The sequence below is a fragment of the Streptomyces sp. NPDC002520 genome, from assembly GCF_053595235.1.
Genome location: NZ_JBSFXG010000020.1, coordinates 155,968 through 182,001 on the forward strand (window position 1 = coordinate 155,968; position 26,034 = coordinate 182,001).

25 protein-coding genes and 1 pseudogene are annotated in these 26,034 nt (G+C 72.2%); 11 read left to right on the forward strand and 15 right to left on the reverse strand.

Annotation, left to right across the window (positions count from 1 at the left end):
* Positions 1 to 219 precede the first annotated feature (219 nt).
* The 4 genes from ACWD5D_RS26345 to ACWD5D_RS26360 all read left to right on the forward strand — a co-directional run bounded on the left by ACWD5D_RS26345 (position 220) and on the right by ACWD5D_RS26360 (position 5,004).
* Positions 220 to 1,230, forward strand: coding sequence for a polyprenyl synthetase family protein (locus ACWD5D_RS26345; protein WP_451375208.1), 1,011 nt, complete (start codon positions 220 to 222; stop codon positions 1,228 to 1,230).
* A 535-nt stretch (positions 1,231 to 1,765) separates the two neighbouring features.
* Entirely contained in the window at positions 1,766 to 3,022 is a 1,257-nt protein-coding gene (locus tag ACWD5D_RS26350; protein ID WP_451375209.1) for a LolA family protein, read from the forward strand.
* Positions 3,023 to 3,146: 124 nt separating this feature from the next.
* A complete protein-coding gene (locus ACWD5D_RS26355) occupies positions 3,147 to 4,124 on the forward strand; it encodes an ABC transporter ATP-binding protein (RefSeq protein ID WP_451375210.1) in 978 nt (325 codons plus the stop codon).
* Positions 4,111 to 5,004 (forward strand): ABC transporter permease, encoded by an 894-nt coding sequence (locus ACWD5D_RS26360; protein ID WP_451375211.1) that lies wholly within the window; start codon positions 4,111 to 4,113, stop codon positions 5,002 to 5,004. Before ACWD5D_RS26355 ends, ACWD5D_RS26360 begins: the two co-directional genes overlap by 14 nt.
* Here ACWD5D_RS26360 and ACWD5D_RS26365 read toward each other — a convergent pair.
* Positions 4,994 to 5,500, reverse strand: coding sequence for a hypothetical protein (locus tag ACWD5D_RS26365; RefSeq protein WP_451375212.1), 507 nt, complete (start codon positions 5,498 to 5,500; stop codon positions 4,994 to 4,996). The two genes, ACWD5D_RS26360 and ACWD5D_RS26365, sit on opposite strands and share 11 nt — an antisense overlap.
* Positions 5,501 to 5,544: 44 nt before the next feature.
* Between ACWD5D_RS26365 and ACWD5D_RS26370 the strand changes: the two genes are divergently transcribed.
* A complete protein-coding gene (locus ACWD5D_RS26370; RefSeq protein ID WP_451375213.1) occupies positions 5,545 to 6,099 on the forward strand; it encodes a hypothetical protein in 555 nt (184 codons plus the stop codon).
* Here the strand turns inward: ACWD5D_RS26370 and ACWD5D_RS26375 are convergent.
* Together ACWD5D_RS26375 and ACWD5D_RS26380 are read right to left on the reverse strand one after the other, a co-directional pair.
* Positions 6,080 to 6,619, reverse strand: a complete 540-nt coding sequence (locus ACWD5D_RS26375; RefSeq protein ID WP_451375241.1) for an NUDIX domain-containing protein — start codon at positions 6,617 to 6,619, stop codon at positions 6,080 to 6,082. The two genes, ACWD5D_RS26370 and ACWD5D_RS26375, sit on opposite strands and share 20 nt — an antisense overlap.
* A gap of 371 nt (positions 6,620 to 6,990) precedes the next feature.
* Entirely contained in the window at positions 6,991 to 9,633 is a 2,643-nt protein-coding gene (locus ACWD5D_RS26380; protein ID WP_451375214.1) for a hypothetical protein, read from the reverse strand.
* A gap of 40 nt (positions 9,634 to 9,673) precedes the next feature.
* Between ACWD5D_RS26380 and ACWD5D_RS26385 the strand changes: the two genes are divergently transcribed.
* Complete coding sequence (locus ACWD5D_RS26385; protein WP_451375215.1) at positions 9,674 to 10,228, forward strand: hypothetical protein; 555 nt, start codon at positions 9,674 to 9,676, stop codon at positions 10,226 to 10,228.
* A gap of 5 nt (positions 10,229 to 10,233) precedes the next feature.
* On the opposite strand, the gene ACWD5D_RS26390 is transcribed toward ACWD5D_RS26385, so the two are convergent.
* From ACWD5D_RS26390 to ACWD5D_RS26440, 11 genes are all read right to left on the reverse strand, one after another.
* Positions 10,234 to 11,352, reverse strand: coding sequence for a zeta toxin family protein (locus ACWD5D_RS26390; protein WP_451375216.1), 1,119 nt, complete (start codon positions 11,350 to 11,352; stop codon positions 10,234 to 10,236).
* On the reverse strand, positions 11,349 to 11,606 hold the full coding sequence (locus ACWD5D_RS26395) for a hypothetical protein (RefSeq protein WP_451375217.1): 258 nt from the start codon (positions 11,604 to 11,606) through the stop codon (positions 11,349 to 11,351). Before ACWD5D_RS26395 ends, ACWD5D_RS26390 begins: the two co-directional genes overlap by 4 nt.
* Positions 11,607 to 11,649: 43 nt before the next feature.
* Positions 11,650 to 12,099, reverse strand: a complete 450-nt coding sequence (locus ACWD5D_RS26400; protein ID WP_451375218.1) for a DUF4913 domain-containing protein — start codon at positions 12,097 to 12,099, stop codon at positions 11,650 to 11,652.
* Positions 12,096 to 13,853 (reverse strand): type IV secretory system conjugative DNA transfer family protein, encoded by a 1,758-nt coding sequence (locus ACWD5D_RS26405; RefSeq protein ID WP_451375219.1) that lies wholly within the window; start codon positions 13,851 to 13,853, stop codon positions 12,096 to 12,098. Before ACWD5D_RS26405 ends, ACWD5D_RS26400 begins: the two co-directional genes overlap by 4 nt.
* On the reverse strand, positions 13,850 to 15,349 hold the full coding sequence (locus tag ACWD5D_RS26410) for an ATP/GTP-binding protein (RefSeq protein WP_451375220.1): 1,500 nt from the start codon (positions 15,347 to 15,349) through the stop codon (positions 13,850 to 13,852). The genes ACWD5D_RS26405 and ACWD5D_RS26410 overlap by 4 nt, the downstream gene beginning before the upstream one ends.
* The gene (locus ACWD5D_RS26415; RefSeq protein WP_451375221.1) at positions 15,346 to 16,839 is read right to left on the reverse strand and encodes an SCO6880 family protein; all 1,494 of its coding nucleotides are present in this window, start codon (positions 16,837 to 16,839) and stop codon (positions 15,346 to 15,348) included. Before ACWD5D_RS26415 ends, ACWD5D_RS26410 begins: the two co-directional genes overlap by 4 nt.
* Before the next feature lie 104 nt (positions 16,840 to 16,943).
* Positions 16,944 to 18,071, reverse strand: a complete 1,128-nt coding sequence (locus tag ACWD5D_RS26420; protein ID WP_451375222.1) for a hypothetical protein — start codon at positions 18,069 to 18,071, stop codon at positions 16,944 to 16,946.
* A gap of 82 nt (positions 18,072 to 18,153) precedes the next feature.
* Entirely contained in the window at positions 18,154 to 18,921 is a 768-nt protein-coding gene (locus tag ACWD5D_RS26425) for a hypothetical protein (RefSeq protein ID WP_451375223.1), read from the reverse strand.
* A gap of 35 nt (positions 18,922 to 18,956) precedes the next feature.
* On the reverse strand, positions 18,957 to 19,256 hold the full coding sequence (locus ACWD5D_RS26430) for a hypothetical protein (RefSeq protein WP_451375224.1): 300 nt from the start codon (positions 19,254 to 19,256) through the stop codon (positions 18,957 to 18,959).
* Between the two features lie 219 nt (positions 19,257 to 19,475).
* Positions 19,476 to 19,742 carry a hypothetical protein gene (locus ACWD5D_RS26435; protein ID WP_451375225.1) on the reverse strand — a complete coding sequence of 89 codons (267 nt, stop codon included), beginning with the start codon at positions 19,740 to 19,742 and terminating at the stop codon, positions 19,476 to 19,478.
* The gene (locus ACWD5D_RS26440; protein ID WP_451375226.1) at positions 19,739 to 20,182 is read right to left on the reverse strand and encodes a DUF6668 family protein; all 444 of its coding nucleotides are present in this window, start codon (positions 20,180 to 20,182) and stop codon (positions 19,739 to 19,741) included. Before ACWD5D_RS26440 ends, ACWD5D_RS26435 begins: the two co-directional genes overlap by 4 nt.
* Positions 20,183 to 20,497: 315 nt before the next feature.
* Between ACWD5D_RS26440 and ACWD5D_RS26445 the strand changes: the two genes are divergently transcribed.
* From ACWD5D_RS26445 to ACWD5D_RS26465, 5 genes are all read left to right on the forward strand, one after another.
* Positions 20,498 to 21,532, forward strand: coding sequence for a peptidoglycan DD-metalloendopeptidase family protein (locus ACWD5D_RS26445; protein ID WP_451375227.1), 1,035 nt, complete (start codon positions 20,498 to 20,500; stop codon positions 21,530 to 21,532).
* A 47-nt stretch (positions 21,533 to 21,579) separates the two neighbouring features.
* Positions 21,580 to 22,284, forward strand: a complete 705-nt coding sequence (locus ACWD5D_RS26450) for a hypothetical protein (protein WP_451375228.1) — start codon at positions 21,580 to 21,582, stop codon at positions 22,282 to 22,284.
* 8 nt (positions 22,285 to 22,292) lie between these two features.
* Positions 22,293 to 23,591 (forward strand): tetratricopeptide repeat protein, encoded by a 1,299-nt coding sequence (locus ACWD5D_RS26455; protein ID WP_451375229.1) that lies wholly within the window; start codon positions 22,293 to 22,295, stop codon positions 23,589 to 23,591.
* Positions 23,575 to 24,300, forward strand: coding sequence for a hypothetical protein (locus ACWD5D_RS26460; RefSeq protein WP_451375230.1), 726 nt, complete (start codon positions 23,575 to 23,577; stop codon positions 24,298 to 24,300). Before ACWD5D_RS26455 ends, ACWD5D_RS26460 begins: the two co-directional genes overlap by 17 nt.
* Before the next feature lie 240 nt (positions 24,301 to 24,540).
* Complete coding sequence (locus tag ACWD5D_RS26465; RefSeq protein ID WP_451375231.1) at positions 24,541 to 25,665, forward strand: hypothetical protein; 1,125 nt, start codon at positions 24,541 to 24,543, stop codon at positions 25,663 to 25,665.
* Positions 25,666 to 25,693: 28 nt separating this feature from the next.
* Here ACWD5D_RS26465 and ACWD5D_RS26470 read toward each other — a convergent pair.
* A pseudogene (locus tag ACWD5D_RS26470) lies at positions 25,694 to 25,942 on the reverse strand (VOC family protein); the annotation flags it as partial.
* Positions 25,943 to 26,034 lie beyond the last annotated feature (92 nt).

Consider the following 26,034-nt stretch of genomic DNA (forward strand, 5'->3'; position numbering starts at 1 on the left):
CGCCCGACGGTGGGGTGCATCGTCCTATTAAGTCGATGAATGTCCGTTCTTATTGAATGATCGACAACATAACGGCCGTGATCCCGATACCGCCCGGGCTGGACCGGTGGGTGCTATCGGTGATCGAAAGAGGACCGGATACGCTGACTTGAGTGATGGCAGCGACCTATCGACAAGCCGTGTAATCGCCAGCAGACACCAGCAGACAGGAGACCCCTCGTGACCGTCGTCGGGCCGTTCGGGCTGAGCGTGCGGGACCAGGCTCTGGAAGCCGATGTCCAGGCCGGATTGACGGCTGTCGAGGAAGGCTTGCTCGAGGCCACCAAGAGCGAGGTCCCGTTCATCACGGAGGCCGCGCAACACCTGGTACGGGCCGGCGGGAAGCGCTTCCGGCCGCTGCTCGTGATGCTGGCCGCCCAGTTCGGCGACCCCTACGCGCCGCGCGTCGTGCCGTCGGCCGTGGTCGTGGAGCTGACCCACCTGGCCACGCTGTACCACGACGACGTCATGGACGAGGCGGCCGTGCGGCGTGGTGTGGACAGTGCCAACACGCGCTGGGGCAACTCCGTCGCGGTCCTCACCGGCGACTTCCTCTTCGCCCGCGCCTCCCAGATACTCGCCGACCTCGGCCCCGAGGCGGTCCGCGTACAGGCCCTCGCGTTCGAGCGGCTGGTCACCGGGCAGATCCTGGAGACCGCGGGCCCCCAGGACGGCCGCGACCCGGTCGAGCACTACCTGGACGTGCTGGGCGGCAAGACGGGCTCCCTGGTGGCCGTGTCCTGCCGGTTCGGCGCGATGATGTCCGGCGCGGACGAGACGGTGATCGACGTGCTCACCCAGTACGGCGAGCGGCTCGGGGTCGCCTTCCAGCTCGCGGACGACGTCCTGGACATCGCCTCCGACTCCCACGAGTCCGGCAAGACCCCGGGCACCGACCTGCGCGAGGGCATCCCCACCCTGCCCGTGCTCCGGCTGCGCGAGCGGGCCGCCCGGCTGAGCCTCGCCGAGGACATCGCCCTGTGCGAGCTGCTGGACTCCGACCTCAGCGACGACACCCGGCACGCCCGGGCGCTGGCCGGCCTGCGCGCCCACCCGGCGCTGGAGCAGGCCCGCCGGGACACCATCCGGTACGCGGAGGAGGCGCGGGCCGCGCTCTCCCCGCTGCCCGAGGGTGACGCCAAGGCGGCGCTGACCCAGCTCTGCGACGCCGTGGTGCACCGCGCCGGCTAGGACCCGGCGCGGTGGCCCGGCGGACAGCCCTTGTGGCCCCGCTCCGGCTGCCCGTCTCTGACCTCGGCTCCCGGTCCGGCTACGGGTCCTTGGGCTCGGCTCGCGGTCCTGGCTGCCGGTCTCTGACCTCGGCTCGCGGTCCGGCTACGGGCCCTTGGGCTCGGCTCGCGGTCCTGGCTGCCGGTCTCTGACCTCGGCTCGCGGTCCTGGCTGCCGGTCCCTGGCCTTCGGGGCTCCCGGCTCCGGCTTCCTCCGGCCCCGGCTCCTGGTTCTCCCGGGTCCCGGTCACCGGCCCGCAGCACACACGAGGGCGGTGTCTCCCGCACGACCCCTACGGGTCGGGGGAGACGCCGCCCCTCGCGCGTCATACCCCAGTCGTACGCGGACTTGGCTCCGTGGTCTGACGCCTTCGCGTGGCGAATTTGGTCTGATGGATACCACGGAAATCACCACTCCTCACCGATTCGGGTGAGAATGGCGGCTCAGGTGGACCAGCGTGAGGACAGCCGCCGCCGACGACGGAGGTAAGGCACACATGGCACCGTACGAAACCGACGACGCGACGGGCGCCGCGCCGGACGAGGACCTGCGCTCGGGACGCCGCAAGGCCGCCCGGTACGTGGTCCCGGTCGCGGTGGTGGGGGTGGCGGCGGCCACGATCGGGCTGGTCCCGGCGCTCGCCGACTCCGGTGACCCCGACCTGCCCAGGATCACCGCACAGCAGCTCATCGAGAAGATCGCCAAGTCGGACGTCCAGGAGCTGTCCGGCACGGTGAAGGTCAGCACCGACCTCGGCCTGCCGAACCTCGGAGGCCTGGAGAACAGCCTTGCGTCCGGCGCGGCCCAGGGCGGCCACGACGGCTCGTCCGCGGACCCGAAGGCCAAGCTCACCGAGCTGGTCTCCGGCACGCACACCCTGCGCGTGGCCGCCGACGGCCCCGACCGGCAGAAGCTCTCCCTGCTGGAGAGCGGCGCCGAGTACAGCCTGATCCACAACGGGAAGGACGTGTGGGGCTACGACAGCAAGAGCAACGAGGTCTTCCACGGCACCGCCGAGGACTCCGGCAAGGAGCACCGGACCGAGGCGCCGGCCACGCCCAAGGACTTCGCCGACGAGGCACTGAAGGCGGTCGACGACACCACGTCCGTGACCGTCGACGGCACCGCCCAGGTCGCCGGACGCGACGCCTACAAGCTGCAGATCAAGCCCAAGCAGTCCGGCACCACGGTCGGCGCGATCAACATCGCGGTGGACGCGAAGACCGGTATGCCGCTGAAGTTCACGCTGACCCCGAAGAGCGGCGGCGCCGCCGTGATCGACGCGGGCTTCACGCAGGTCTCCTTCGCCCGCCCGGCCGCCTCCACCTTCTCCTTCACCCCGCCCAAGGGCGCGAAGGTCACCGAGCAGAAGGACGAGTCGAAGGCTCGGGAGCACGCCCCGGAGCACGGTACGAAGCCCGGTACGAAGCCCGGTTCGAAGCCCGGAGAGGGCTTCGGTCAGGGCTTCGGTCAGGGCGGGGAGGGCGGCAAGGTCATCGGCAAGGGCTGGACCGCCATAGCCACCTTCGACACCGGCGCCAAGGGCGGCCTGCCCTCCGGCGCCTCCGGTTCCCCGGGCGGTGACCTCGGCGGCTTCCTCGGCTCGCTCGGCGACCAGGTCTCCGGCAAGTTCGGCAAGGGCACGGTCTTCTCCACCCGCCTGGTCAACGCCCTGATCACCGACGACGGCAAGGTGTACGCCGGCGCGGTGACCAAGGACGCCCTGGTGAAGGCCGCGAACGAAGGGAAGTAACTTCCTGCGGGGCCTCGGGCTCCCGGGCCCCTGAGGGGCCTCCAGGGGCCCCTCAGTGGCCGTTCCGGGGTCTTCCGGAGCCCTGCGAGGCCCATCCGGAGCACGACGAGTCGAGGGGGAGCCGATGGACGAACCGTCCGCCACGCGACAGGGCGGCCCGCGGGACGAGGCGGGGAGCGTCATCGCCACGCGCGGTCTCACCAAGCGCTACCGGGGCGGACAGCTCGCCGTGGACGGTCTCGACCTGACCGTCCCGGAGGGCAGCGTCTTCGGCTTCCTCGGCCCGAACGGCTCCGGCAAGACCACCACCATCCGCATGCTGATGGGTCTGATCGAGCCCACCGCGGGCACGGCCCGGGTCCTGGACCGCCCCATGCCCCGGGCGGCCCGGCAGGTCCTCCCCGAGGTGGGAGCCCTCATCGAGGGCCCGGCCCTGTACGGCTTCCTCTCCGGCCGGGACAACCTGCTGCGCTACGACTCCGCCGACCCGACCGCCGACCCGCGCACCCGGCGCGCCCGGGTCGCCGCCGCACTGGACCGGGTGGGCCTCGCGGCGGCCGCGGGCAAGAAGGCGAAGGCGTACTCGCTCGGCATGAAGCAGCGCCTCGGGCTCGCCGCCGCGCTGCTCCAGCCGCGCAGACTGCTCGTCCTGGACGAGCCCACCAACGGGCTCGACCCGCAGGGCATGCGGGAGATCCGCACTCTCATCCGCGAGCTGGCGTCCGACGGCACGACCGTCTTCCTGTCCTCGCACCTCCTCGACGAGATCGAGCAGGTGTGCACCCACGCGGCGGTGATGGCGCGGGGCCGGCTCGTCACCCAGGGCGCGGTGGCCGACCTGGCCGCCGGGGCGCGCGGTCGCCTGGTCGTGACCACGCCGGACGCGGGCGAGGCGGCCCGCGTGCTGAAGGAACAAGGCGTCGCGGACGTCACCGTGGACGGCGACCGGGTGAGCGCCGAACCGCCCGCACAGGACCCCGCCGAGGTGAACGCGGCCCTGGTCGCGGCAGGTGTCCGCGTGCGGGGCTTCACACTCGAACGGGCCTCCCTGGAGGACGCGTTCGTGGCACTGACAGGAGAGGGCTTCGATGTCGCGGGCTGAGGCACTTCACGCACCGGCCGCACCCGGTCCGGGCCGGCCGAATCCGCTGTGGACCTTCGGGCTGCTGCGCAGCGAACTGGTCATCACCGTCCGCCGCTGGCGCACGCTCGCGCTGCTCGGGGTGCTGGCGGCGGTGCCGGTGCTGGTCGGCATCGCGGTGAAGCTCGAGACACGGGACGGCTCGACGGCCGGCGGGGGCGGCGGCGAGGGCCCCGCCTTCATCGCGCAGATCACCAACAACGGGCTGTTCCTGGTGTTCACGGCGCTCGCCGCCACCCTGCCGTTCTTCCTGCCGATGGCGGTCGGTGTCGTCGCCGGTGACGCGATCGCGGGCGAGGCGAGCTCCGGCACCCTGCGCTATCTGCTGGTCGCCCCCGCCGGCCGCACCCGGCTGCTGCTCACCAAGTACACGACGGTGATGGCGTTCTGCGTGCTGGCCACGCTCGTCGTGGCCGGCTCCGCACTGGCCGTCGGCGCGCTGCTGTTCCCGCTCGGCGACCTCACGACCATCTCCGGCACCAGGATCAGCTTCGCCGAGGGGCTGGGCCGGGCCCTGCTGATCGCCCTGGTCGTGGCCGCCTCGCTGCTCGGCGTCGCCGCTCTCGGCCTGTTCGTGTCGACCCTGACCAACAGCGGCATCGCGGCGATGGCCACCACCGTCGGCCTGGTCATCACGGTCCAGATCCTCGACCAGATACCGCAACTGCACGCGCTCCAGCCGTACTTCTTCTCCCACTACTGGCTGTCCTTCGCAGACCTGATGCGTGACCCGGTGTACTGGGACGACCTGGTGAAGAACCTCGGTCTCCAGGCGGTCTACGCGGCGGTGTTCGGCTCGGCGGCCTGGGCGAGGTTCACGGCGAAGGACATCAGCGCGTAGGGGATCCGAGCCGCAGGCGGTGTTCAGGACCGGTCAGCGTCCGGGGGCGCCTCCGCCGGGACCCTGCTGAGGTGGGCGCGGCAGGCGGGGCTGCTGTGACTGGGTGCGGGTGCCCGGTGCGGGGTGGCTTGCGGGTGGCGCGGTGGAGGGCTTGCGGGTGGACTGGAGGCGGGCCGCGGCGGACAGGGGGTTGCCGGTCGTGCCCTGGGCGGCTCCCGTCGTGCCCGCCGTCCGCCGCGATCTCCAGGCGGAGGGGCAGCGACCGGCCGCGCTCGTCGCTCAGGGCGAAGGCGCGCCGGTCGCCCTCCCCGGTGATTCCGTGCAGGCGCAGCTTGTCGGCGTAGAGCGCCTGGATCACCACGGGCAGCGTGGCCTCGGCCAGCAGGCGTTGCTCCGGAGTACGCGTTCCGCTGTCGGCCCGGAAGCCGGTTCCCAGCACGTCCGTGGCCGTGATGATGACCTCTTCGGAATGCTTTTGGTCGTTGTCCCCAGTCACTGACGTTTCCCGCCGTGGTGCCTTGAGTCCCGTAGGGTCATGACATGTTGATCGCTCGTTCGACGCAGGAAGCACACCTCTACATGGACCTGCACGCCTGCGTCTGCGGCGCGGCGGAGTTCGAGCGGGCGCACCGTCTGGAGGACCGGGACGGCGCCCTGGTCGCCGTGTACGAAGGCGAGTGCCCGCAGTGCGGCCGCACCCGGTCGTTCGAGTTCCGTATGTCCGACGAGCTGCCGCCGGCACCTCCCGCGTTCGGCGGTGCCGAGCCCTCGCAGATCATCGATCCGGGTGAGTTCCTGTGGATCGGGGACCAGGCGGCGACCGATTCCGGACTCCGCCTGCTGAACACGCCCCTCGCCGAGCACCGGGCGATCCGTCCGCAGACGGCGTACGCGATCGCCGCCTTCGAGGAAGTCGCCAAGTTCCTCCCGGAGGGCGAGGACCGTATCCCGGAGGACCGGTTCACCTCCGAACGAGGGCGTGAGCTGTACGCGAAGGACCCGACCCGATTCACCCGGGACCGGATCGACAGCGCCCTGGAGCGCAAGCGCGCCATCCTCGCCGACATCGACCGCTTCAGTCCGCCGCAGGGCTGAGGCCCAGCAGCAGTGCCGTCACTCCCACCAGCGTGGCACTGCTGACGATCTCCCTCCGGACGACCATGGCGCGGATCCGCGAGAGCGGGATCCACTCCAGGCGGTCCGACTCGTTGCGTTCCGTCGGTGCGCCGATCCGCCGGGCGTCGTCCGTGCGGAACACGAAGTGACGGGTATCGGTGATGCCGGCCGCGGGCTCCGCGTACATCAGTTCCCTCAGCGACCCCGGACGCCATCCCGTCTCCTCCTCCAACTCCCGGGCGGCCGCCTCCGCGGGCTCCTCGCCGTCCTCGACCAGGCCCATGGGAAGCTCCCACGCCCAGGTGTCCGTGACGAAGCGGTGGCGCCACATCATCAGGACGCGCCGCTCGTCGTCGACGGCGGCCGTCACGGCCAGGTCCCGCAGGCGTACGACGTGGTAGTCGCCCCGCACGCCGTCGGGCCGTTCGACGTCCAGTGAGCGCAGCCTCACCCAGGGGGTGTCGAGGAGCGTGCGCTCGCCGTGGACCTTCCAGCGCATGTGTGTCCCGCTTCCGCTGTCTTCTCGATCGCCGCTCATGTCGTCCTCCTGCCTCGCGGGCCCGCCGCCTGTGGCAGTCGTGGCACGCGGGGTTGAGGCGCGGCCGCGGCCGGGGGCTCATAGGCGAGGTTTCCTTACCGGAGCCCTGGTTCCCGCTGCCGGATGCCGAACCGCCGCCGTCGCCGTTGTCGCCGCCCGATCCGCATCCGGCGAGCAGTGCCCCGGCCAGTGCTGTCGCCGCCATGGTCATCCGCTTGCTGTGCACGTGCTGACCCCTCCGAGATGGGTCGTGATGGGCGTACGGGGCCGTGCCGGACACCGGCCGGCGGGACCGCTTCCGGATAGTCGCCTTCGGTCCGTGTTCCGGATCGTCACCTTCCCGCGCCGCGCCCCCCGTCCCCGGGTTGGGGCGGACGGGGGATGCGGGGCGCCTGGGGCGCGGACGTGGCCCCGGGAGTCCCGCCGGGACGAGGTCCCGGAACGGACGGGGCGCGGGTGGAACGGATGGCGGCGGCACCGCCCAGCGGGTTGGCCGAACGCGTGCCGCCGGAGCCGCCCGCCGGGGCCGTGGAGCGGGTGATGACGGTGGGCCGGAGCCAGCCCTCCGGCACCGTGCCGTGCAGCTGCACGGTCCCCTGGGTCCGGGCCGTCGCGAGCTGGGAGGCCTGCCAGGCGGTCGGTGCGAAGCCCGGGGCCGCGTTGCCGGTCTGGGCCGGTACCTGCCGTCCGTTCATCGCCGCGAGCGCCCGCTGGGTCTCGGGCGGGAACACGTCACGGGGCAGGGTCCGGGAGGCCGCGCCGGTCACCTCGACACGGACCCGGTTCCCGCCCGACTCGAAGGTGAGCCCGTACCCCAGATACTGGCGGTCCTGGTCGAACATCAGGTCGCCCCGGACCTGGCCGCCGGCGGCCCTGGTCCGGTCGCCCAGCTCCTGCACGGCCTGGGGCAGGGGAGAAGTGCGGCCGAGGCAGCCGACGTACCCCTCGGCCTCCACGTCGCCCGCACGGAATCGCGGCTGTCCGTCCGGCCCGGTGACCATCTGGACGGCGCCGACGCGGTTGCCGCGGTCGATGTCGATGGTGAGCCGGCCGTCACCGCCGTACTCGGCGGCGAAGCGCTCGCGCATCGCGTTGAACTGGACCTGGTTCTCCAGGGCAGGGGGCAGGTTCGGCCCGATGATCGTCACCCGGGCCGCCGGGTCGGCCTCCAGGATGATCTCGGCGTTGGCCACACCGGTACCGCCCGCACCCGCGACGACCCACGTCTTGGGAGCGCCCTCGGCATGCGGGTCGAAACGGCTCTCGGCGATCTCGTCACCGATGAAGATCCTGCCCGGTGCCTGCGCCCTCGCCTGCTCCCACTGAGCCGTGGCATCGAGCGTCTGCAGGGCGCCGCGCGCCTCGGGGTCGGCCCGGAGCGAATCCAGCCTCCCCTCGTCCCGAAGGACCTGGAGCGTCTCCTGGGCGGTGGTGACACCGGCGAGGCGCTGATGCACCGGATCGTCGGCGGCCAGCCGCTCGCCGAGGGCGTCGGCGGCCTCGCGCAGGTTCTGCACACCCCGGTCGACACCCGGCACCATCTCCGGGGGCAGACCGGTGGCGACGGTCGGCGCGCCCTCGACCCTGACATACAGGTCCTGCGAGCCGTCGGCCGGGGAGCCGTTGGGGCGTATTTGGGCGTAGAGCCGGCCGTCGTCTGCGGCGATCAGGCGGGCCTGCCCGTCGATCACCGGACCCCGTACGGCGAGCGTGTCCTCCCACAGCCGTACCGCGTCGCGCGGAACCCGGCCGGTGGCGGCCCCGAACTGATGGGCGTCCCCCAGGCCGGTCAGACGCATGTCGCGCACCTGGTCGGCGGACTGGACGATGCCCTCGCCGGGGTCCAGATGCCAGCGGCCCCGCGCGTCGACGAGGAGGGCGTCCGGATCGCGTCCGACGAGGCTGGCGCCACCGCCGACGACGACCTTGCGCGACGGCCACTGCCCCGTCGTCGCGGCTTCCGCGCGCAGTTGCTCCACCGTGGTCCGGCTCGCCCGGGTGCGCGCCTCGGCCGCCTCGGCGGCGGCCGTGGCCAGTTCCGCCCGGGGGATGGGGGAGCCGTCCGGCCGCAGGCCCGGCATGAGGTGGGCGCCCCGCGCACCCAGCTCCGGCGGGACCGTCGCCCGCGCCTGTTCGGCGCGCGTGCGGAAGTCCTGGAGGGCGCGGGCGTCGGACGAGGACAACTGCTCGATGGGCCGGGCGAGTTGTCCCATCGCGTCCATGGCCATGGGGGTCAGGTGCGGATCGGCCAGGCGGAGCCGGAGCTCCGCGGTGTGCAGCTCCAGGGCGTGTGCCGGGGCGTTGCCCGCAGGGGACACGGGACGCAGGCCCGTGTGGTCGAGGAGGGCGGAGAACTCGTTGCGGGCTTCCGTGCGTCGGGACAGGCCGAGGCTCGCGTCGTGCATGCGGGCGGCCAGGTAGTTCAGCTCGCCCACCCGCCCCAGGTCCTCCTCGGAGAGGGTGAACCGGTCGGACGTCAGGGGGCCACGCGTCAGGGAGTCCCCGCGGACCCGGTCGGCTCCCGCGGCCGCGCGGTCGCGTACGGCCAGCATCTCGCCGACCTCGTGGCTCAGGGCCCGGCCGACCTGCTGGGGGTCCATCCGGTCGGAGAGCTGTACGACGTGGTTGTCCGAGGTCGTGTTGACGTAGGTCCGGGCGATCACCCCCGACGGCAGCGGCACCGCGTCCAGCGTCAGGGTCAGCGTGTCGCCCCGGTTGTCGGTCAGCACGAACCGGCGGTCGTCGGTGTCCGGTTGTCCGATCGAGCGCAGCCGGTCCCCGTACAGGCTCTGCACGACCATGGGCAGGGTGTTCTCCGCCTGCGCGACGATCGCGGCCTGATCGGCACCTGCGGCGGACGTACCGGTGAAGCGGCTGCCCGCGACATCGGTCGCGGTGATGACGTCCGGCTCCTCGGGCTGCCCGGATCGGGCCCGGTCGGCCCCGCGGTCGTTCGGGTCCTGTTCCACTGGCACTTTCCCCCTCCGCATGCCTTGCGGCACGTAGGATCTTTCCATGCTGACCGCCCGTTCGATGCAAGAAGCGCACCTCTACATGGACCTGCACGCGTGCGTCTGCGGGGCCGACAGCTTCGAGCGCGCGCACCGTCTGGAGCAGCGCGACGGCGTGATGGTCGCGGTCTTCGAGGGCGTGTGCGGGCAGTGCGGCCGTCCGCGCGCCTTCGATTTCCGCATGACCGACGACCTTCCTCCGGCGCCACCGGCGTTCGGCGGCCCCGAGCCCTCGCACATCATCGACCCGGGCGAGTTCATGTGGGTCAGCGACGAGGTGGGGACGGACGCGGGCATCCGCTTGCTCAACACCCCGCCCGCCGAGCATGGCCGGTATCGTGCGGCCGTCGTCTACGCCTTCGCCGCGCTGGAGGAGGTCGCCAAGTTCCTCCCGGACGACGCCGACCGGATCCCCGAGGAGCTGTTCACCTCGGACCGGGGTCGTGAGACGTACCGGAAGAACCCGAGCAGGTTCGAGCGCACGAGGCTGCTGGACCGTCTGGAGCGCGACCGGCGCATCCTCGACGGCATCGACCACTTCAGCCCCCCGCAGCGGTAACCGGCTCATCGCGACCGGGGGTTCCGGGGCGACGGGGGTGGCACGACCGGTGCCTTGGCCACGGGAGCCTTGGCCACGGGAGGAGTTGTCCGCGACGCGGACGTACCCGGTGCCGTCCCCGTCCCCGTCACCGTCCCCGTGGCCGAGCGCAGCCGCCCCGCCGCGGCGATGCGCACCACGGCGTCACCCTGCCGGAAGCTCTGAGCGGTTGTACCGGACGCGTTCGAGCGTGCCGGGAAGGCGCCGCGGTCCGAGGTGATCAGGCCGGTCGCGAGGCCGCCCGAGAGCAGCTTCTCCGCGTTCTCGCGGCCGATCGAGTGGCCCCGCCCGGTCGTGCTGCGCGCGTACAGGTCCTGGATCAGTCCCTCGGGAGCCATCCGGCCGCCGTACCAGTCGCGCCCCGCGTCGAACGCGGCCCTCCCGTGCTGCCAGCGGCCCGCGTTCTGCGCGAGACACTGTTCGAGCGGCACCTCGACGGACAGCAGGACACGCTTGTCGTAGCCGTCGGTGCGCAGGTCGCCGAGCAACTGCACGTTCCACCGCTGGTCCCGCAGGGTCGCGTCGTAGAGCAGGTTGTACCCCTCGGCGCGCGCCCACTGCTCGAAAACGCCTTGCAGGTAGGCGGATTCGCGGTGGGTGAGCGACGCCGTCTCGGACGGCGACAGCCGCAGGCCGCCGGACAACTCGTACGCACCTGAGGGCAGTTCGGGGCCGCCGCCGTGCTCGAACAGGGCGACCTTGAACTCGTCCGGGTCGAGCACGACGTACTCCCGTACGTCGATGCCGTGCACGTCGGCCAGTGCGCGCCCCAGTTCGTCGTCGCGGCCCTGCCACTCGGCGAGCCCGCGCAGCGCGCCTCCCTTGCCGGCGCCGGGCGCCCCCGCGGTCAGCAGGGCCGCGTGACCGTCGCGGGGGAGACCGGCGCACCGCTGCTTGAATTCCTCGAGGATCGCGGCGTGCATGAGCTCGCGTCGCGGGTCCCACAGGACGCCGTGCCGGTACCGGCCGAAGGTGTCGTGGTCGCCCGGCGAGAGGTCGCCGCCCGGACCCATGCGCCGCTGCAGCTCGCGGTAGAGCCCCTGGTACTCGGGGCTCAGTCCGGCTTCCGGACCGGCGGAGGTCACGTCCGCCGGTCCAGTCTGCGCTGGATCTCCTCCACGTCCTCCCGGGTGAGCTGCCCGAGCAGACGGGCCGCCGCGACCACGGAGAGCGTGTTGTCCTGATGAGTGGGCGCGGTGTGGCCCGGGTCGAAGGCCTCTTCGGGCTCGAAAGGCCAGTTCGCCACGGTGGCGAGCATCTCCTCACGCGTGACCCCGCCGGCCGCGTACCGGCCGAGGTAGGAGCGCAGGGAGGGGCTGGTGCGGTGTTCCTCGTTCATGACGTCCTCGTCCGACAGAGGCTGAATTCGTACGGGGCCGGGTCTACCAGAGACTGACCTCGTACGGGTCCGGGTGGTCGTTCTCCCCGGCACCGGCCGGGCCGTCGTACGGTTCCACCGTCGGGGCCGGCTTGGCCCGGTGGCTGCCCTCCTTGCAGCCGGCGAACGGACCGGAGGGCGAGCGCAGTTCGGCCAGCGCCGGGCCGAGATGGTCGCGCTGCCACACCGAGGGGCCCGCGGCACCCGCCTCCGCGCCGGTGCACTCCTGCCAGGCCAGCCAGAGGGCGTGCAGCCGGGCGATCGCCTCCAGGTGCTCCCACCAGCGGGGGCACCAGGGCTGCTGGGAGGTGGTCTCGCGGCCGTAGAGGGGCAGCAGCAGGTCCGAGACCCAGGTGGCGAGGTTGCGCAGCTCCTCGAGGTACTCGTCGCCGTCCATGTAGAAGATGAACGGCGGCCGGTCGGACAGCTCCTGGGGCAGGGAGGGCTCGGTCATCGGAACGCTTTCTCTGCGGCGCGGGCGGTGATGGCCTTCACCTCGGCCTGGGCGGCGGCCTGGATGCGGTCGGCGCCGGGCTCGGCGTACCAGGGGCGCAGCCGGAGCAGGGCCGGCCTGATGCCGGTGGCCAGGAGGAGGGCGGTGCCCTTGGGGAGGGCGCGGATGCGGTCGGCGGGCAGGATGCGCTCCAGGCGGTAGGAGGTGGAGCGGGAGCGGCCGTCCTTGCTCTTGGAGTAGCTGACCGTGGAGACGTCGTGCTCGCCCACCAGCCGGGAGACCTTCTCGACGAAGTCGGCGTCGTCCAGGCCGGCGCCCAGCAGCTTGATGGTGGCCGCGCCCCACAGGGCGTCCATGCCGGGCTCGCCCCAGACACGTACGCCCTGCCGGTAACTCTGCAGCAGCGTCACGATGTTGACGCCGCGGGAGCCGAGGTGGGAGTAGAGGTCGGGCAGGTCGGAGATGCGGCAGACGTTGGCGGCCTCGTCGAGGACCGCCGTCATCGGCGGGTCGAGGCGGCCGCCCATGCGCTCGGCGGCCACGACGCCCGCCCGCAGCACCGAGTCCGCGGCCGCCGCGATGACGCCCGCCGCCGAACCGCCGCCGTCCTTGGAGAGCAGGTACAGCGTGTCCCTGGTCAGGACGTGCTGCTCCGGCCGGAACTGCGGCATCCGCGGGTCCGGGGTCACCCAGGCGGCGATGGCCGGGTCGAGGAGGCAGGCCACGCACTGGCGGGCCGTCTCGTAGATGCCGTCGCGCGTCTCGACGGCGCCCTGGACGGTGCCCTGCAACTGGTCGGCGAGCGCGGGCATCGCCGCGTCGCGCAGCAGGTCGACGGGGGTGCGGTCGGCCGGGTCGGCGAGCCAGGCCAGCACCTCGCCGATCCCCCGCCCGCCCCGGTTGGCGGCGTGGAAGAGGGCGGTGAGGGTGTTCTGCGCCGCCGAGATCCAGAAGTCCCGCTTGGACGCGTCGTCGTTGACCGCGCCGACGAAGTGGCCGGCCAGCCGACGGGCGCCCTCGATGGTGGCGGCGTCGGCGAGCATGTCCCACCACATCGCGCGCTCGGTGTGCGCGATGCCCTGCGGGTCGAACACCCAGACCCGGCCGCTGCGTTCGCGCTCGGCGCGGGTGACGCTGTAGACGTCGGACTTGTTGGAGGTCAGCAGCACGCTGCCCTGGGCGCGCAGCACGCGGGGTACGGCGATGCCGGTGGACTTGCCGGCGCGCGGGGCCATCAGGTCCAGCTCCACGTCCTCGTAACTGGAGCGCAGTTCGGGGCCGTTCGGTTCGAGGTTGCCCAGCAGGTTGCCGGTCTCGTCCGGGTGCAGTCTGGCCGCCTTGGACAGGGACGGGCGCAGGGAGCGGGCCCGGTCGGCGGCTCCTTTGGGTAGCATGCCGGACAGTTCCTTGCGGCCCGCGAGGCCTTGGGGGCGCGACACCCGGCCGCGGACCATGATGACCAGCGTGACCACCAGGGCGACGAACACACCGAAGACCGTGGCGATGCCGGCCGTCACCATGCCGCTCGACGCGCTGGGCCACAGGGCCCCGGGGCCGGCCTGGACCAGGGTCTGAAGCGTCTTCAGGGAGAACGGCGGCGGGTTCCACCCCGCGCCGTCGGCCGCCGCGCCCAGCGTGCCGCCGAACCAGGCGCCGGCGAACGCGCCGCCGACGAGGACGGCGACGCCCGGGATGATCCAGGGCAGCAGGTCGTCTCCGGCCGAGTGACCCTTGCGCACGGGACGCGTGCTCATCGCGGAGATCCCTCCCTCTGCTTCATGAGGTTGAGTCCGTTGCCCGTCCAGCGGTTGTTGGTGTTGTGCAGGTCGCGTTCCGTGTCGGTGATGGACACCTTGATCGGAATGCCGGGACGGCCACCCACCTTGATCAGGAAACGGCCGCGGCCTGGCGGCTCCTCGTTCCCTCCGGTGCTGGCCCAGCCGGGCGGCGAGGACCAGGACGAGACGAGCTCGATCTCCCGCTCCGACATGCCGACGATCTCGCCCAGTTCCCGCATCTCGGTACGCGGCAGCCCGGCGCACACGACCATGCCGGCGCGCTCCACGAAGCCGCGCGCCTTGGCCCGGTCGGCCTCGCTGCCCAGTGCCTCGGCGTCCTTGAGCGTGTGCGTGATCTTGGCGTCGCCGAGTCCGAGGGAGCGGTTGAGCCGGGTCAGGGCGTCGATCCGCTCGACGATGCCGGAAGCGGCGCGCAGCGGCCGCCACAGCTCGTCCAGGACGGTGAAGAACCAGCGCTGCGGGGCGAGTCCGGCATCCGCGAGCGCGTGCGCGGCGGCCACCGTGCCGAGCCCGTCGGACCAGGCGGCCAGCATCGCCGCGGCGGTCAGCTGGGTGTCGGCCTCGCCGATGCGGGAGATGTCCACGCACACCGCGGGGGAGGCCGGGTCGATCCTGGTCGACGTCTCCGAGGCGAACGTGTCGCCGAGGGGGCCGTCCAGCACACCGAGAAGGGAGCGGTGCAGCGGGTCGACGGCCTCCCGGTAGCGCGCCACGTCACCGCGGTCCAGGGTCACGGCACGCACCCGGTCGGGCCCCTCGTCCAGCACGCGCAGCAGATCGGGCAGCAGCGGTGCGCGGCCCTTCTCGGCGCGTTCCGTCAGATGGTGCAGGCAGGCCGAGAGCACCGACTGCTCGTGGTCGTCCATCGGCCGGCCGCGCACGATCGTGATCAGCGCGGCGACCATGTTGAGGACGCGGCCGTGCGCCTCCGCCGCCAGCACGCGCCCGGCGTCACCGCCGATGCGCGCCGCGGCCTGGCCCATCGCGCCGGGGTCGAGCACGTTGATGCCGCCGACCCCGCGCCCGATGGAGATCACCTGGCCGCCGAGGGCCCGCACGGTGTCCGCGTAGTCGGGCTTCAGGTCGCCGAGCACCAGCGGGGTGACGCCGGTCGCCGCGAGGCCGATCAGGATCCGGTTGACCAGCGTCGACTTGCCGAGTCCTGGCATGCCGAGCATGAAGAGGGAGGGGTTGGAGATGTACCGGGCCCGGGTGAACCAGGAGATGGGGTCGCCGCAGACGGTGGCGCCGGTGTGCAGGTGCTGGCCGAGCGGTACGCCCGTCATCGGGGCGCCCGAGCCGGCCGCGAACGGCCACAGACCGCACGCCTGCACGGTGGTCGCCCGCCACATCGTGGGCGGATCGAGATGGCCGACCTGGCCGCCGCCCGGCCCGTACCAGCCCCGGGGCGGGGCCACGGCCGGGCGCTGGGGACGCTGCTTGCCGCTCACAGGGCCTCCCTGATCTGGTACGGGACGAGGGTGTGCTCCCAGGGCAGGATGCCGACCGGCAGCGTGCAGCTGAACGCGGACGCCTGCATGCGGTCGGCCGGGCGCATCAGGATGCGCGAGGACGCCTGGAGGTTGCGGACGGTGATCGCCGCGTCGTGGAGTTCCTGCTCGTTGTCGACCGTGACCGTCACCATCAGCGAGAACTCGACCAGACCGGCACCGGAGGCCTCCTCGGCCGCGGTCTGCTCGGCCGCCCGGATCTCGGAGCTGGCGCGGGCCTGGACCAGGCCGCCGCGTGACGACGCCATGAAGTGGGCGGCGCGGCGGTCGGCCTCCACGATCCGGGCGGAGGTCGCCGGGTCGATCGGCCGGTAGACGAGCGAGACCCGCTTGCGCCGGGTGCCGGGCGCCGGTTCGAGCAGGCCGCGCAGCACGCCGGAGCGGACGGTGCCGCGGGGCGCGAGGGTCAGCAGCCAGGTACGGGAGACGCCCGAGTCGTGCTTGTACGCGGTGACGGTCTCGACGGCGGCGGCCGGTCCTGAGTCCGCCCACTCCAGACCGGTGGTGTTCTGCTCCGCGCGCACGCTGAGCACGTCGGGTGCCACGGCCGGGTCGAAGGCCACCCGCACGACCTCGGAGATGCGCTCGGCCGACAGCGGGTACGCCGATCCGCCGCCCGCGGCGACCAGTCCGGACAGCAGACCGGGAAGCCGCATGGACAGGTCGGTGATGACGTCGTCGGTCTGCCGCTTGGGGCCGCCGGAGGGGCCGTAGGTGAGAGCGATGTACGTGTGCATCTCCGAGGAGGCGGTCGGGTAGCGCTCGACGACCTCCTCCATCACGGCACGGGCCGCGGCGGGCGCGTCGGGGGAGATGCGGGGCAGGACCTCGGCGGCGAGCCGGGTGCCGGTGTCGGGAGCGGTCTCGACGACGACCTGGGCGCCGCGCAGCCCGGGTTCGTGGGCGAGCCGGGACAGCCAGTCGCCCCAGGACGCCACCCAGATGTCCACCTGCTGGGGATCGACGAGGGAGCCGCCGTCGGGCTCGCAGGCGAGAACCAGGGTGTACAGGTTGCGGCCCGGGTGGTGGATCACGCCGAACGGCCGGTCGTAGGCGTCCCGCCCCTCGTACATCTTGGTGCGGGCGAGCAGTCCGGGCGGCTGGAACCGGCCGCCGGGGCGCCGGGACAGCGGTCCGGAGACGTAGGTGGTCGAGCCGTCCGCCTTGCGCTTCATCCAGCCGATGCGCAGGGCCAGGATCTGGTAGACGTTGCGGCCGTCCGCCGTGCGCAGCGCCAGCGGGGCGAGGCACAGGGCGGTGGGGATGAGCACCGCGATGGCCGCCGCCAGGGAGACCAGCGAAGCCAGCAGCGCCACGAGGAGACCGCCGAAGGCGACGACGGTTCCGAGCAGTCCCAGGGGACCGAGGCCGGGACGGCGCGGGCGTCGCCAGTTCCCGTAGGTGGGACGCGTCATGGCGTCGGAGGACATGGGGTTCTTCCTTCTTCCGGTCGGCCGACTTCAGCGTTGGGGGTGGGGCGGGCGGCCGGGCCGGTGCGCGGGCCCGGCCGCCCGTGTGAGGAACTACCGGCGGCTCACTGGTTGTGGCCCTTCATCCCGTCGTTGTCGTCCAGGGAGTTGGCCACCTCGCTGGCCGCGGCGACCGTGGTCTGCGCGACGACGGCGGCGGCCTGCACGGCCACGGCCGCACCAGCGGTGGCGGCACCGGCGGCCGCTCCGCCCGCGGCGCCCGCGGCACCTCCGGCGGAGCCGCCTGCTCCGCTCGCTCCGCCGCCCGCCGTCGGGGCGGCCCCTCCCTCGGACGGCGAGCCCTTCGGGCCGGAGCTGCCGGCTCCACCCGCGCCTCCGCCTCCACCGCTCCCTCCGCCTCCGCCCATGGCGCCGCCGGCGATGCTGACCGCACCGCTGGCCAGGCTGTTCGCGGCATTGAGAGCGACGGTGCCGCCGGAGGTGCTGCCGAGCGCGGCGGTCGCGGGGACGATCAGCTTCAGCAGGGCGGGGAGGGCGAAGACGGCCAGGATGAGCATGCCCATGCCTGCGATGACGTGGTTCAGGTTCTTTGTGTCAGCAGTCATGACGGTGGCTGAATAGATGATCAGAGCCGCCGCCGGTTTGTACAGGAGCCAGGCCGCAAGCCAGCCGGTGTGCTTCTTCCACCAGCCCTCGCCCCAGCCGGTCATGGAGGACACGGCGGCGAGGGGCAGAGTGCCCACCAGCATGATCAGTACCCCGATACGGATGTACATGAGGCAGATCTGGACGAAGGAGGAGAGCATGACCAGCAGGCCGAAGATGAGGACGAGACCTGGGGAGCTGAGGGTCATCACGCCCAGCATCTTGTTCGCGCTGTCGCCAAGATTGGATTTCGCGTAGATGTCCTCCGCGTACGCGTCGGAGGCTTTGGAGAGCGCCTGCACGACAGGCACGGCGAGTCCGCCGACCAGAAGCACCTTCCACATCCCCATGAAGGCCTGCTTCATGGGTTGGCCCTTCCGGTCGAGGGCCATTCTGATCGCGGCGACGAGCAGGCTCCCCACGGCTATGTAGCCGACCAGCCAACTGGTCACGTCGTTGATTTGCGCCGTGGTGTTGCTCGGGTCCCCGATGGTGATGTCCATCCAGACGCCGTTGAGGGCCTTCAGCGTCTCCGAGCAGGCCTCACCGATCGCTTGGGCGAAGGCCTCCACAGCACCGCTGGCCACGACCTTGCCACCCTCTTTCCAGGGGGCTTCGATGACGTCTCCGATGCACCCGAGAACGTCGCCTGATTTGCATTTCGACATCTCACTCCCCCCAAGTGACGAAACCGTCGGTACCGTCCACTCGCGACACACCACTGAGGACGCTGCCGTCAGGGTCGGGAACCACCTTCCAGTCGCCGTCCTGCCAGGCCAGCGTCACCGAGACGGAACCGTAGTTGGCGGAGCCCGAACCGTGCGCCAGGAACATGACCGTCGCCTGCTGCTTGTTGTAGGAGAGGACGGAGAAGCCGGCGTACGTCACACCGCTCGGCTGGCCCGAGACGGGTTTGTCCTTCTCCTTCGAGCGCTCCGCGACGAACGCGTCACGCCCCGGCCCCGGTACGACCTGCCGCTCGACGACGTCGCGCCAGCCCGGGAAGGCGAAATGGTCGCCGATGGCATGAGCGGCGAACACCGCACCCATGGGCGTGTGGGCGAAGCAAGACCAAACAGGACCGTCGAACTTGAGGGGGCCAGCCGTCTTGGACACCGGCACGAGGTCCGTGCCGTCGGCCTTCCATGAGACGTCCTTCGGCGGTGCCGTCGGCTTCTCCTGGTCGCTGTCGTCGGTGCGGCACCCGGCGGGCCGGTCGTCCTGCCCGCCGCCCCCGCCGCCATGGGTGCTGGACCCGCTCGGGGTCGGAGAAGGGGCGGCGTCCGGCGTTCCGCCGTCTCCGCGCATCAGCAGGGCGATGCCGCCGAAGACGACCAGTACCAGCAGGAACCCGGCCGACAGGAACCAGCCTCGCTGCTGCCAGAACGGCTGCTCCCACTCTCCGCTGCCCCCTCGGGACCGGCCGGAGTTCACCATGTCAGTGGTTCCCTTCTCTTGAGGCAGGGATCGGATCAGCCGAAGACGAAGGTGACGACGGGACCCGCGGTGGCCACCAGGACACAGCCGCCGAGGACCATGCCGAGTCGGCCCATGTGCTCCGACCCCTCTCCGCGGCGCATCGAGATCGCCATCATCGCGCCGGTGATCAGCACGCCGGCGACGCCCGCCGCGGTGCCGACCCAGGCGAGAAGACCGAGGACGGTGTTCACCTTGGAGGTGAGCTTGTCCGGAGCGTCCCGGGTCGGGTCGGGAATCTTGCCGTCCGCGAGAATGATGTAGGTGTGAGCCTTGGCGGCAAGTGCCTGGATCATGGGTTCTCCCCGATTGTGCTCGGCCGGCAGGCCGAGATCCTGCTTGAACGTCAAGTGGGCTGTGCGATAGAGGCTCGACGAGCCTGTCGAGTGAGACGGTTACGGGCAACAGCTGTAGTGATCTCTCACCGCACGGTGACGTGCCCGTGACAGAAGGTGCGCCGTGGTTGCGAAGTGGCTTGCCTGCGCGGCCTGATGGTGTCCCATCGGCCGTCGGCGTTAGAAGTCCAGACCCACGAACTGCACGATGGGTCCCGCACAGGCCGCGATGACACACGCGCCCAGCACGATGAGGTACTCCTTCAGATGCTCCTCGGCGTCACCTGTTTTCAGGGCGAGGGCCATGCGTGTGCCGACGATCATCACTCCTGCCACTCCCGCTGCGGTGGCCAGCCAGGCGATGTAGCCCAGGACTGTGTCCAGCTGCCCGGTGGTCGTGGACGGCGGGGTGTACGCGAGATCGGCCATCATCACACCGGCGTTCATCCGTCGCTCCTCACGTGTCCGTCGTATCCGTCTCGTGCAGGTGGTGCGGCGGCGAGTGCCGCCAGTTGGGAGATCTCCCGCGGCGGGGGGACGGTGAGGTCTCCCGTGCGCCAGGCGGGCATCCACGGCACCCGGTACACCTTTACCACCGAACCGATCACCTTGATCCGCTGGTTCAGCGGCCGGGGCAGCCGTCCTGGTGCGTCGGCGACCAGGGCGACGGCGATCAACTCCAGCCCGGGGGGCTGCTCCCCGCGCCGGAAGATGTCGAGCGTGCGCGAGACGGCCTGTAGTCCGGCGGCGTGGGTGCGAGCCACCAACACGGCGGCGTCCGGCCGGCCTTGGTCGGGCCTGGGCCAGGAGCGGCCGGCGTCGGCCCCGCCGAACACTGCTGCCAGCGTGGAGCAGCCGGCACCTCCGTGGGCACCCAACCAGACCAACTGACGTTCGTGGCGGACTGTTTCGATCCCGGTCGGGAACGGCATCGACCGCTCAGGCGGCGTCGTGGGCGTCGCGATGGGACCGCGAATCCAGATTTCCGGGCCGCCCGGCGGGCTCCCATATACCGACAACTCAACTCCCCCGTCGTGCGGTTGACGGCTATGCAGTCCGATTTTCACTGATGGAGAGGTGACAAGTATTGCCGTGGGAGCTTCTGGTGCAGGTTTGTGACCGGGTGGTTACCGGGCTGCGCACGGTTGACGGTGAGACTCAACTGGTCGTATCGCAGCATCACTTGGCATCGAGGGGAGCGGATGTCGAAGAGCGGGGGAGGGGCTGCGGCCTGGGTGGTCGGCGGCGTGGTCGCTGCGGTCGTCCTGCCGATGATCATGATGGTCGGGGTCAGTGGCAGCGGGAACGCCGAGGCCGACGGGAAGGGCGTCGGCGGTGGGCTGAAGAGCGGTTCGGTCAGACCCGAGTACGTCCCCTGGGTCCTCAAGGCCGGAGCCCTGTGCGACGCCATCAAACCCGCCGTCATAGCGGCCCAGATCGAGGCCGAATCCGGATGGAACCCCGACGCGGAGTCCCCGGTGGGCGCCCAGGGTCTGTCCCAGTTCATGCCCGGAACCTGGCCGAGCTGGGGCCGGGACGAGGACGGCAACGGGCAGGCCTCGCCGTTCGACCCGCCCGACGCGATCATGGCGCAGGGGCGCTACGACTGCGCGCTCGCCAGGGACGTCGAGGGGTACAAGAGCCGTGGACAGGCGTCCGGAGAGACCCTCGACCTGGCGCTGGCCGCGTACAACGCCGGCCCCGGAGCGATCCAGGAGTACCACGGCATACCGCCGTACACCGAGACGCAGAACTACGTCGTCCGCATCAAGTCGCTGATACCCAAGTACGAGTCGATCGACGACACACCGGGCACCATCCCGCCCGGCCAGAAGATGGCGATGCCGCTGAGCGGCAACCCACCGGTCACCTCGCCCTACGGGATGCGGCTCCACCCGATCCTGCACGTCTGGAAGCTCCACACCGGCATCGACTTCGGAGCGGCGGCCGGTACGCCGTTCCTCGCGGCCCGGGACGGGAAGGTGACATTCGCGGGCTGGTCCAACGGCTACGGCAACCGCGTGGTCATCTCGCACGGCACCGTCGACGGCAAGGAGATCTCCACCACCTACAACCACATGTCGGCCATCAACGTCTCCGTGGGGCAGGAGATCAAGGTGGGACAGCAGGTCGGCGCGGTGGGCTCCACCGGCTACTCGACCGGACCGCACGCCCACTTCGAGGTCATGGTGAACGGACAGTACGTGGATCCCGCACCCTGGCTGGGGCTGAAGTGACGGACAGCGCAACGGAGAAGGAAGCGGAAAGGGAAAGGAGTGACGCGATGAGGATGCGCGGCGTACGAGCCGGACACCGGTCCGCGACCGCCCTGCTCACGGCGGTCGCCGGACTGACCCTGCTGGCAGGGTGCGGACTGCCGGACCATCGCGTCGACGACGCCAGGCCGGGCGGTTCCGCGTCGGCGACCCCCTCCTTCGTCCCCAAGGCGCCTCTGCCGTCCGGGAAGGCGCTCGGTCCCGACGCCCACATCGCGGACCCGGGCGGCGTGAAGGGCACCGACGCCGGAGCCGTCGCCAAGGCCTGGGCGGAGCTGGCGTACAACTACGACACCAAGTACGACAGCGGCCCCCACGACGCGGTGCTGCGCGCCTCGCGCTGGCTCACGGAGCGCGAGGCGAAGGCCGAGAGCCGGTACCGGCCCGAGAGCGGGCCCGGGTACCAGTGGATCACCTGGGCCAAGCACCGCGCCTGGACCACGGTGACCGTCACCAGCGAGCTCGAGGACGACGCGCCGGTCGACAGCGACACGGTCGCCTACCGTTCCCTCGTCGTCGAGGGACGCGCGCACGGCCGGGACGGCTGGTCGGGCACCGGACCGCGCCTCAACGCCTACGTCAAGCTGGTACGTTCGACGGTCGGCACGCCATGGCGCGTGGACGACGTGACGGTCGTCGAGGCCGCGATCCCACCGAGCCGCGACACGTCGTCGGCGCCCGCGGACTCGTCGTCCGACACTTCTGGCCAGTGAGGGAACCGATGTCCAGATTCAGTCGCAGGCGCCAGAAGGACCAGCCGGTGCCGGAGCAGGTCTCCGTCCCCGGGGTGCGGCCCATGGAGGTGCACGTCGCGCCCGACGGGAGCGCCGCGGTCGGGGGCCTGCCGGTCGTGCCGGTCCCCGGTGAGAGCGTCCAGGACGCGGTGCTGAACTACCTGCACCGCCTGGTCCTCGCCACCGGCCACCCGGTCGCCGTCACGATCCACGACGAACGGATCGGCTACAGCACGCCGATCCAGGTGATGGCGGACGGATCGAGCGCTTTCACGGGATCGCCCGTCCCGCTGCCCGGAAGGACCACGGCGGGCGCGGCCCCGCAGCCGCAGGCGTCACCCACCGCGACACCGGAGGCGCCACGCGCCGCGACACCGGAGGCGCCACGCGTCGGGACACCGGAAGCGGCGCCCGTCCCGACGCCGTACGGGGCACCGGCCCCGAAGCCGTACGGGGCGCCCGCCCCGGCACCGTACGGGTCGCCCGCCCCGGCACCTGACGCGGCGGCACCGCTCGCCGCGGCCCCCGCGCCGCAGCGGCGGGACAAGGCGACGCGGGCGCTGCGGGCGGTGCCCGATCCGGAACCCGCACAGTCCTCCACCGAGTCCGCCGCCGAGTCCGCATCCGAGTCCTCCGTGCAGCCGTCCGCGCAGTCCTCGGCACAGCCCACCGTGCAGCCGGGCGTGCCTGCCGCCGCGCAGAACGGCGCGGCACCGGCGCCCGTCCCCCTCGCCCCGTCCGCGCAGTCCGCGGCTCCCGCCCGAGCGGCGACCCCGGCGGGGGTGACGGTGCCTTCCCTCCTCGCCGAGCCCGTCCGGCGGATCAACGAGGCCGTGAGCATGGGCCGGATAGAGTCCGCCGCGGCGATGGCGGAGCAGACCATCGCGTCGGCGACGCAGACGCTCGGGGCGGACCACGGCGAGGTGCTGCAGCTGCGCGAACTCGCGGCCTACATCGCCTATCTGGCGGGCGACGCGCAGCGCTCCTTCGCGCAGTCCATGGAGGTCGCACGCGTCCGGCGGCGCCACGACGACGAGCGGGCGTTCGCCAGCGTACAGAGCGCCGCGGCCGCCTGGCGGGCCCTGCGGGACCCGGCTCAGGGTCTGGCCCTGGGGCATGAACTGATCGCTCTGTGGAGCGACATGGCGGCCGGCGGGGGCCCCGCCGCGGCCGATCCGGCTCAACTCGACGCCGTGCGCGCCCGCATGGCCCGCCTCGCCGAGCGCGCCCGCACACAGCCCGGTGGCGAGATGCCGAGGGGGAACTCCCATGTCTCGGGCGGGTGACCACCAGCCCGTCGGGCAGGGTGGCGAGCGAGGCGCCGGGCGCGCCACCGAGCGGGGCGGCGAGCGGGGCGTGGAGAAGGTCGCCGAGCAGGGCGGCCGGCGGGGCGTCGGGCGCGCCGGCGACCGAGGCGGTCGCCGTGCGGCGGCCGCCCGTCTGCGTCCCCGTCCGCCGCGGCTCCGGCTCGAGGTGACCGTCAACGAGTACAACGGGACGGTCAGTTGGCGGGTCGTCTCGCCGGGCCGGCTGGGACGCCCGGGGCGCGGCCGGGCCGCGGACGGCCGGACGAGGCCGCGTACGAGCGAGGCGTCCATCGAGCGCTCCCGTGCGGCGGCACTGCGCGCGGCGGGACTCGGGCCGCACGCGCCCACCAGGGGCGCCGCTCCGATTCCCGTGAACCCCGCCCCGGTGTACGCGGTCGTCGAGGCGAGCGTGGCGTCACTGCCGCCGGAACAGCGGCAGGGGCACCTGGCACGGGTCAGCATGCTCCGTTCGCAGGTTGCGGGCGATCTCTCCCGCGCCGCCCGCATGCCGTCGTCCGTGGCGGCCCGCCTGCGTCCGGCCGCCTCACCCGCCCAGCTCCACGCGCTGTCGGCCGCACGGACCGCCTCCTCCTCCCGACTGGCGGCGGACCGGGCCGCGGGCGGACCCGCCGCCCCGAGCCGTACGCCCTCGACGGGCGCCCCGCCGGCAGCCCGCCGGCACGGATGACGGGACGCGACGGCCTGTCCCGCCCGTTACCGCCGGCCTGCCCCACCCGTTACCGCCGGCCTGTCCCGCCCGTTACCGCCGGCCTGTCCCGCCCGTTACGCGGGCATGTCCGGCAGTGGTGCCCGGCTTCTGGGACGAGGCTGTGACGTCGCGGTGACGCGTGAGCCGAGTGAAGCGGACAGACTTGCTGGTACGACGGGTGAGACCGGTTCGCGGCGCCCTGGGGAGTGAGGAAATCCGATGTCTCGTCTCAGCTTCGAGAAGAAGCGGGCGCAGCAGCCCGAGGCGGCGCATCCGGCGGTGGTATCCGTCCGGGTACTCGGCGCGGACCGCGCGTGGGTGGACGGGACGCCGGTGGCGGCGGCACCGGACGAGGAGATCCAGCAGGCCGTCCTGAACCACCTCCAGCGCCTCGCCATCAGCATCGGCGTCCCGATACACGCCACCGTCCACGACGACCGCGCCGGCTGCGTGGTCCCCCTGGAGGTCTCGGCCGACGGCGCCAGCCGGGTGGCGGGGGAGCCGGTACGGGTGACCCGGCCGGCGGCGCCGGGCACGGTGCAGGCCCCGACGGGGGTGTTCGGACCGGCACCCATCATGGACACACCCACCCCTCGCCCGGCGCCCCCCGAGCCCGTACACGCCTCCGCGCCCGTACGCACTCCCGCGCCGGCAAGCGTCCCCGAGCCCATGAGCCTCCCCGAGCCCACCCCCGCACGAACCGCCGAACCCGCTCCTGCTCCTGCACCTGCACCTGCACTTGCTCCCGCTCCCAAGTCCGTCCCGGACTTCGAGGCCACCGCCCCGACGACCTCCACCCCCACCCCCGCGCGCGGCTTCGACGCCGTCGCCGAGGAGGTGCTGGGGGACGAGCCCGTGACCGAGACGGCGGAGGGCGCCGAGTTGCTCACCGAGCCGATGGCGCGGATCAACGAGGCCGTGCGCAGCGGTCGTATCGAGGTGGCGGCCGAACTCGCTGACCGGACCGTGGCCGAGGCGGCCGGTGTGCTGGGGCCGGATCACCGTGAGGTGCTGCACCTGCGGGAACTGGTCGCGTACATCACCTACCTGGCGGGCGACCCGGTCCGTTCGTTCCGGCTGTCCCTGGACCTGGCCCGGCAGCGGCGCCGGGCGCGGGACGCGGAGGCGGCCTACGGCAATGTGCAGAGCGCGGCCACCGCCTGGCGCGCCGTACGCGATCCGGAGGAGGGGCTGCGGCTGGGCCAGGACCTGATCTCCCTGTGGACCGACCTCAGCACCGAGCCCGGCCCCGCCGCCGACGACCCGTACCCGCTGGAGTCCGCCCGCGCCCGCATGATCCGCCTGACGGACCGGGCCGCCAAGGCGACGGCAGCCCGGCCGTAACGAGCCGAACGACCACTCGGCCGAACGACTACTGCACGCAGAACTCATTGCCCTCAGGGTCGGCCATCACCACCCACTCACCCCCGGGCTCCTTCACCTCACGCACCACCTGCGCCCCCAACCCCTTCAGCCGCGCCACCTCATCCGCCCGCCGGTCCGCACCGACGTGCACATCGAGGTGAAGCCGGTTCTTCCCCGCCTTCGCCTCCGGTACCCGCTGGAACAACAGCCGCCGCCCGGTGCCGGTGCCGGTGTTCGGGTCATACGGATCCTCCGGAACCTGTCAAAGCGATCAAGGCAGGTAGATCGTTCTAACGCTGTGCCGGGATCAGTGGGCCGTATGGTGCCGGCTTGTTGATCCAGGCCGCT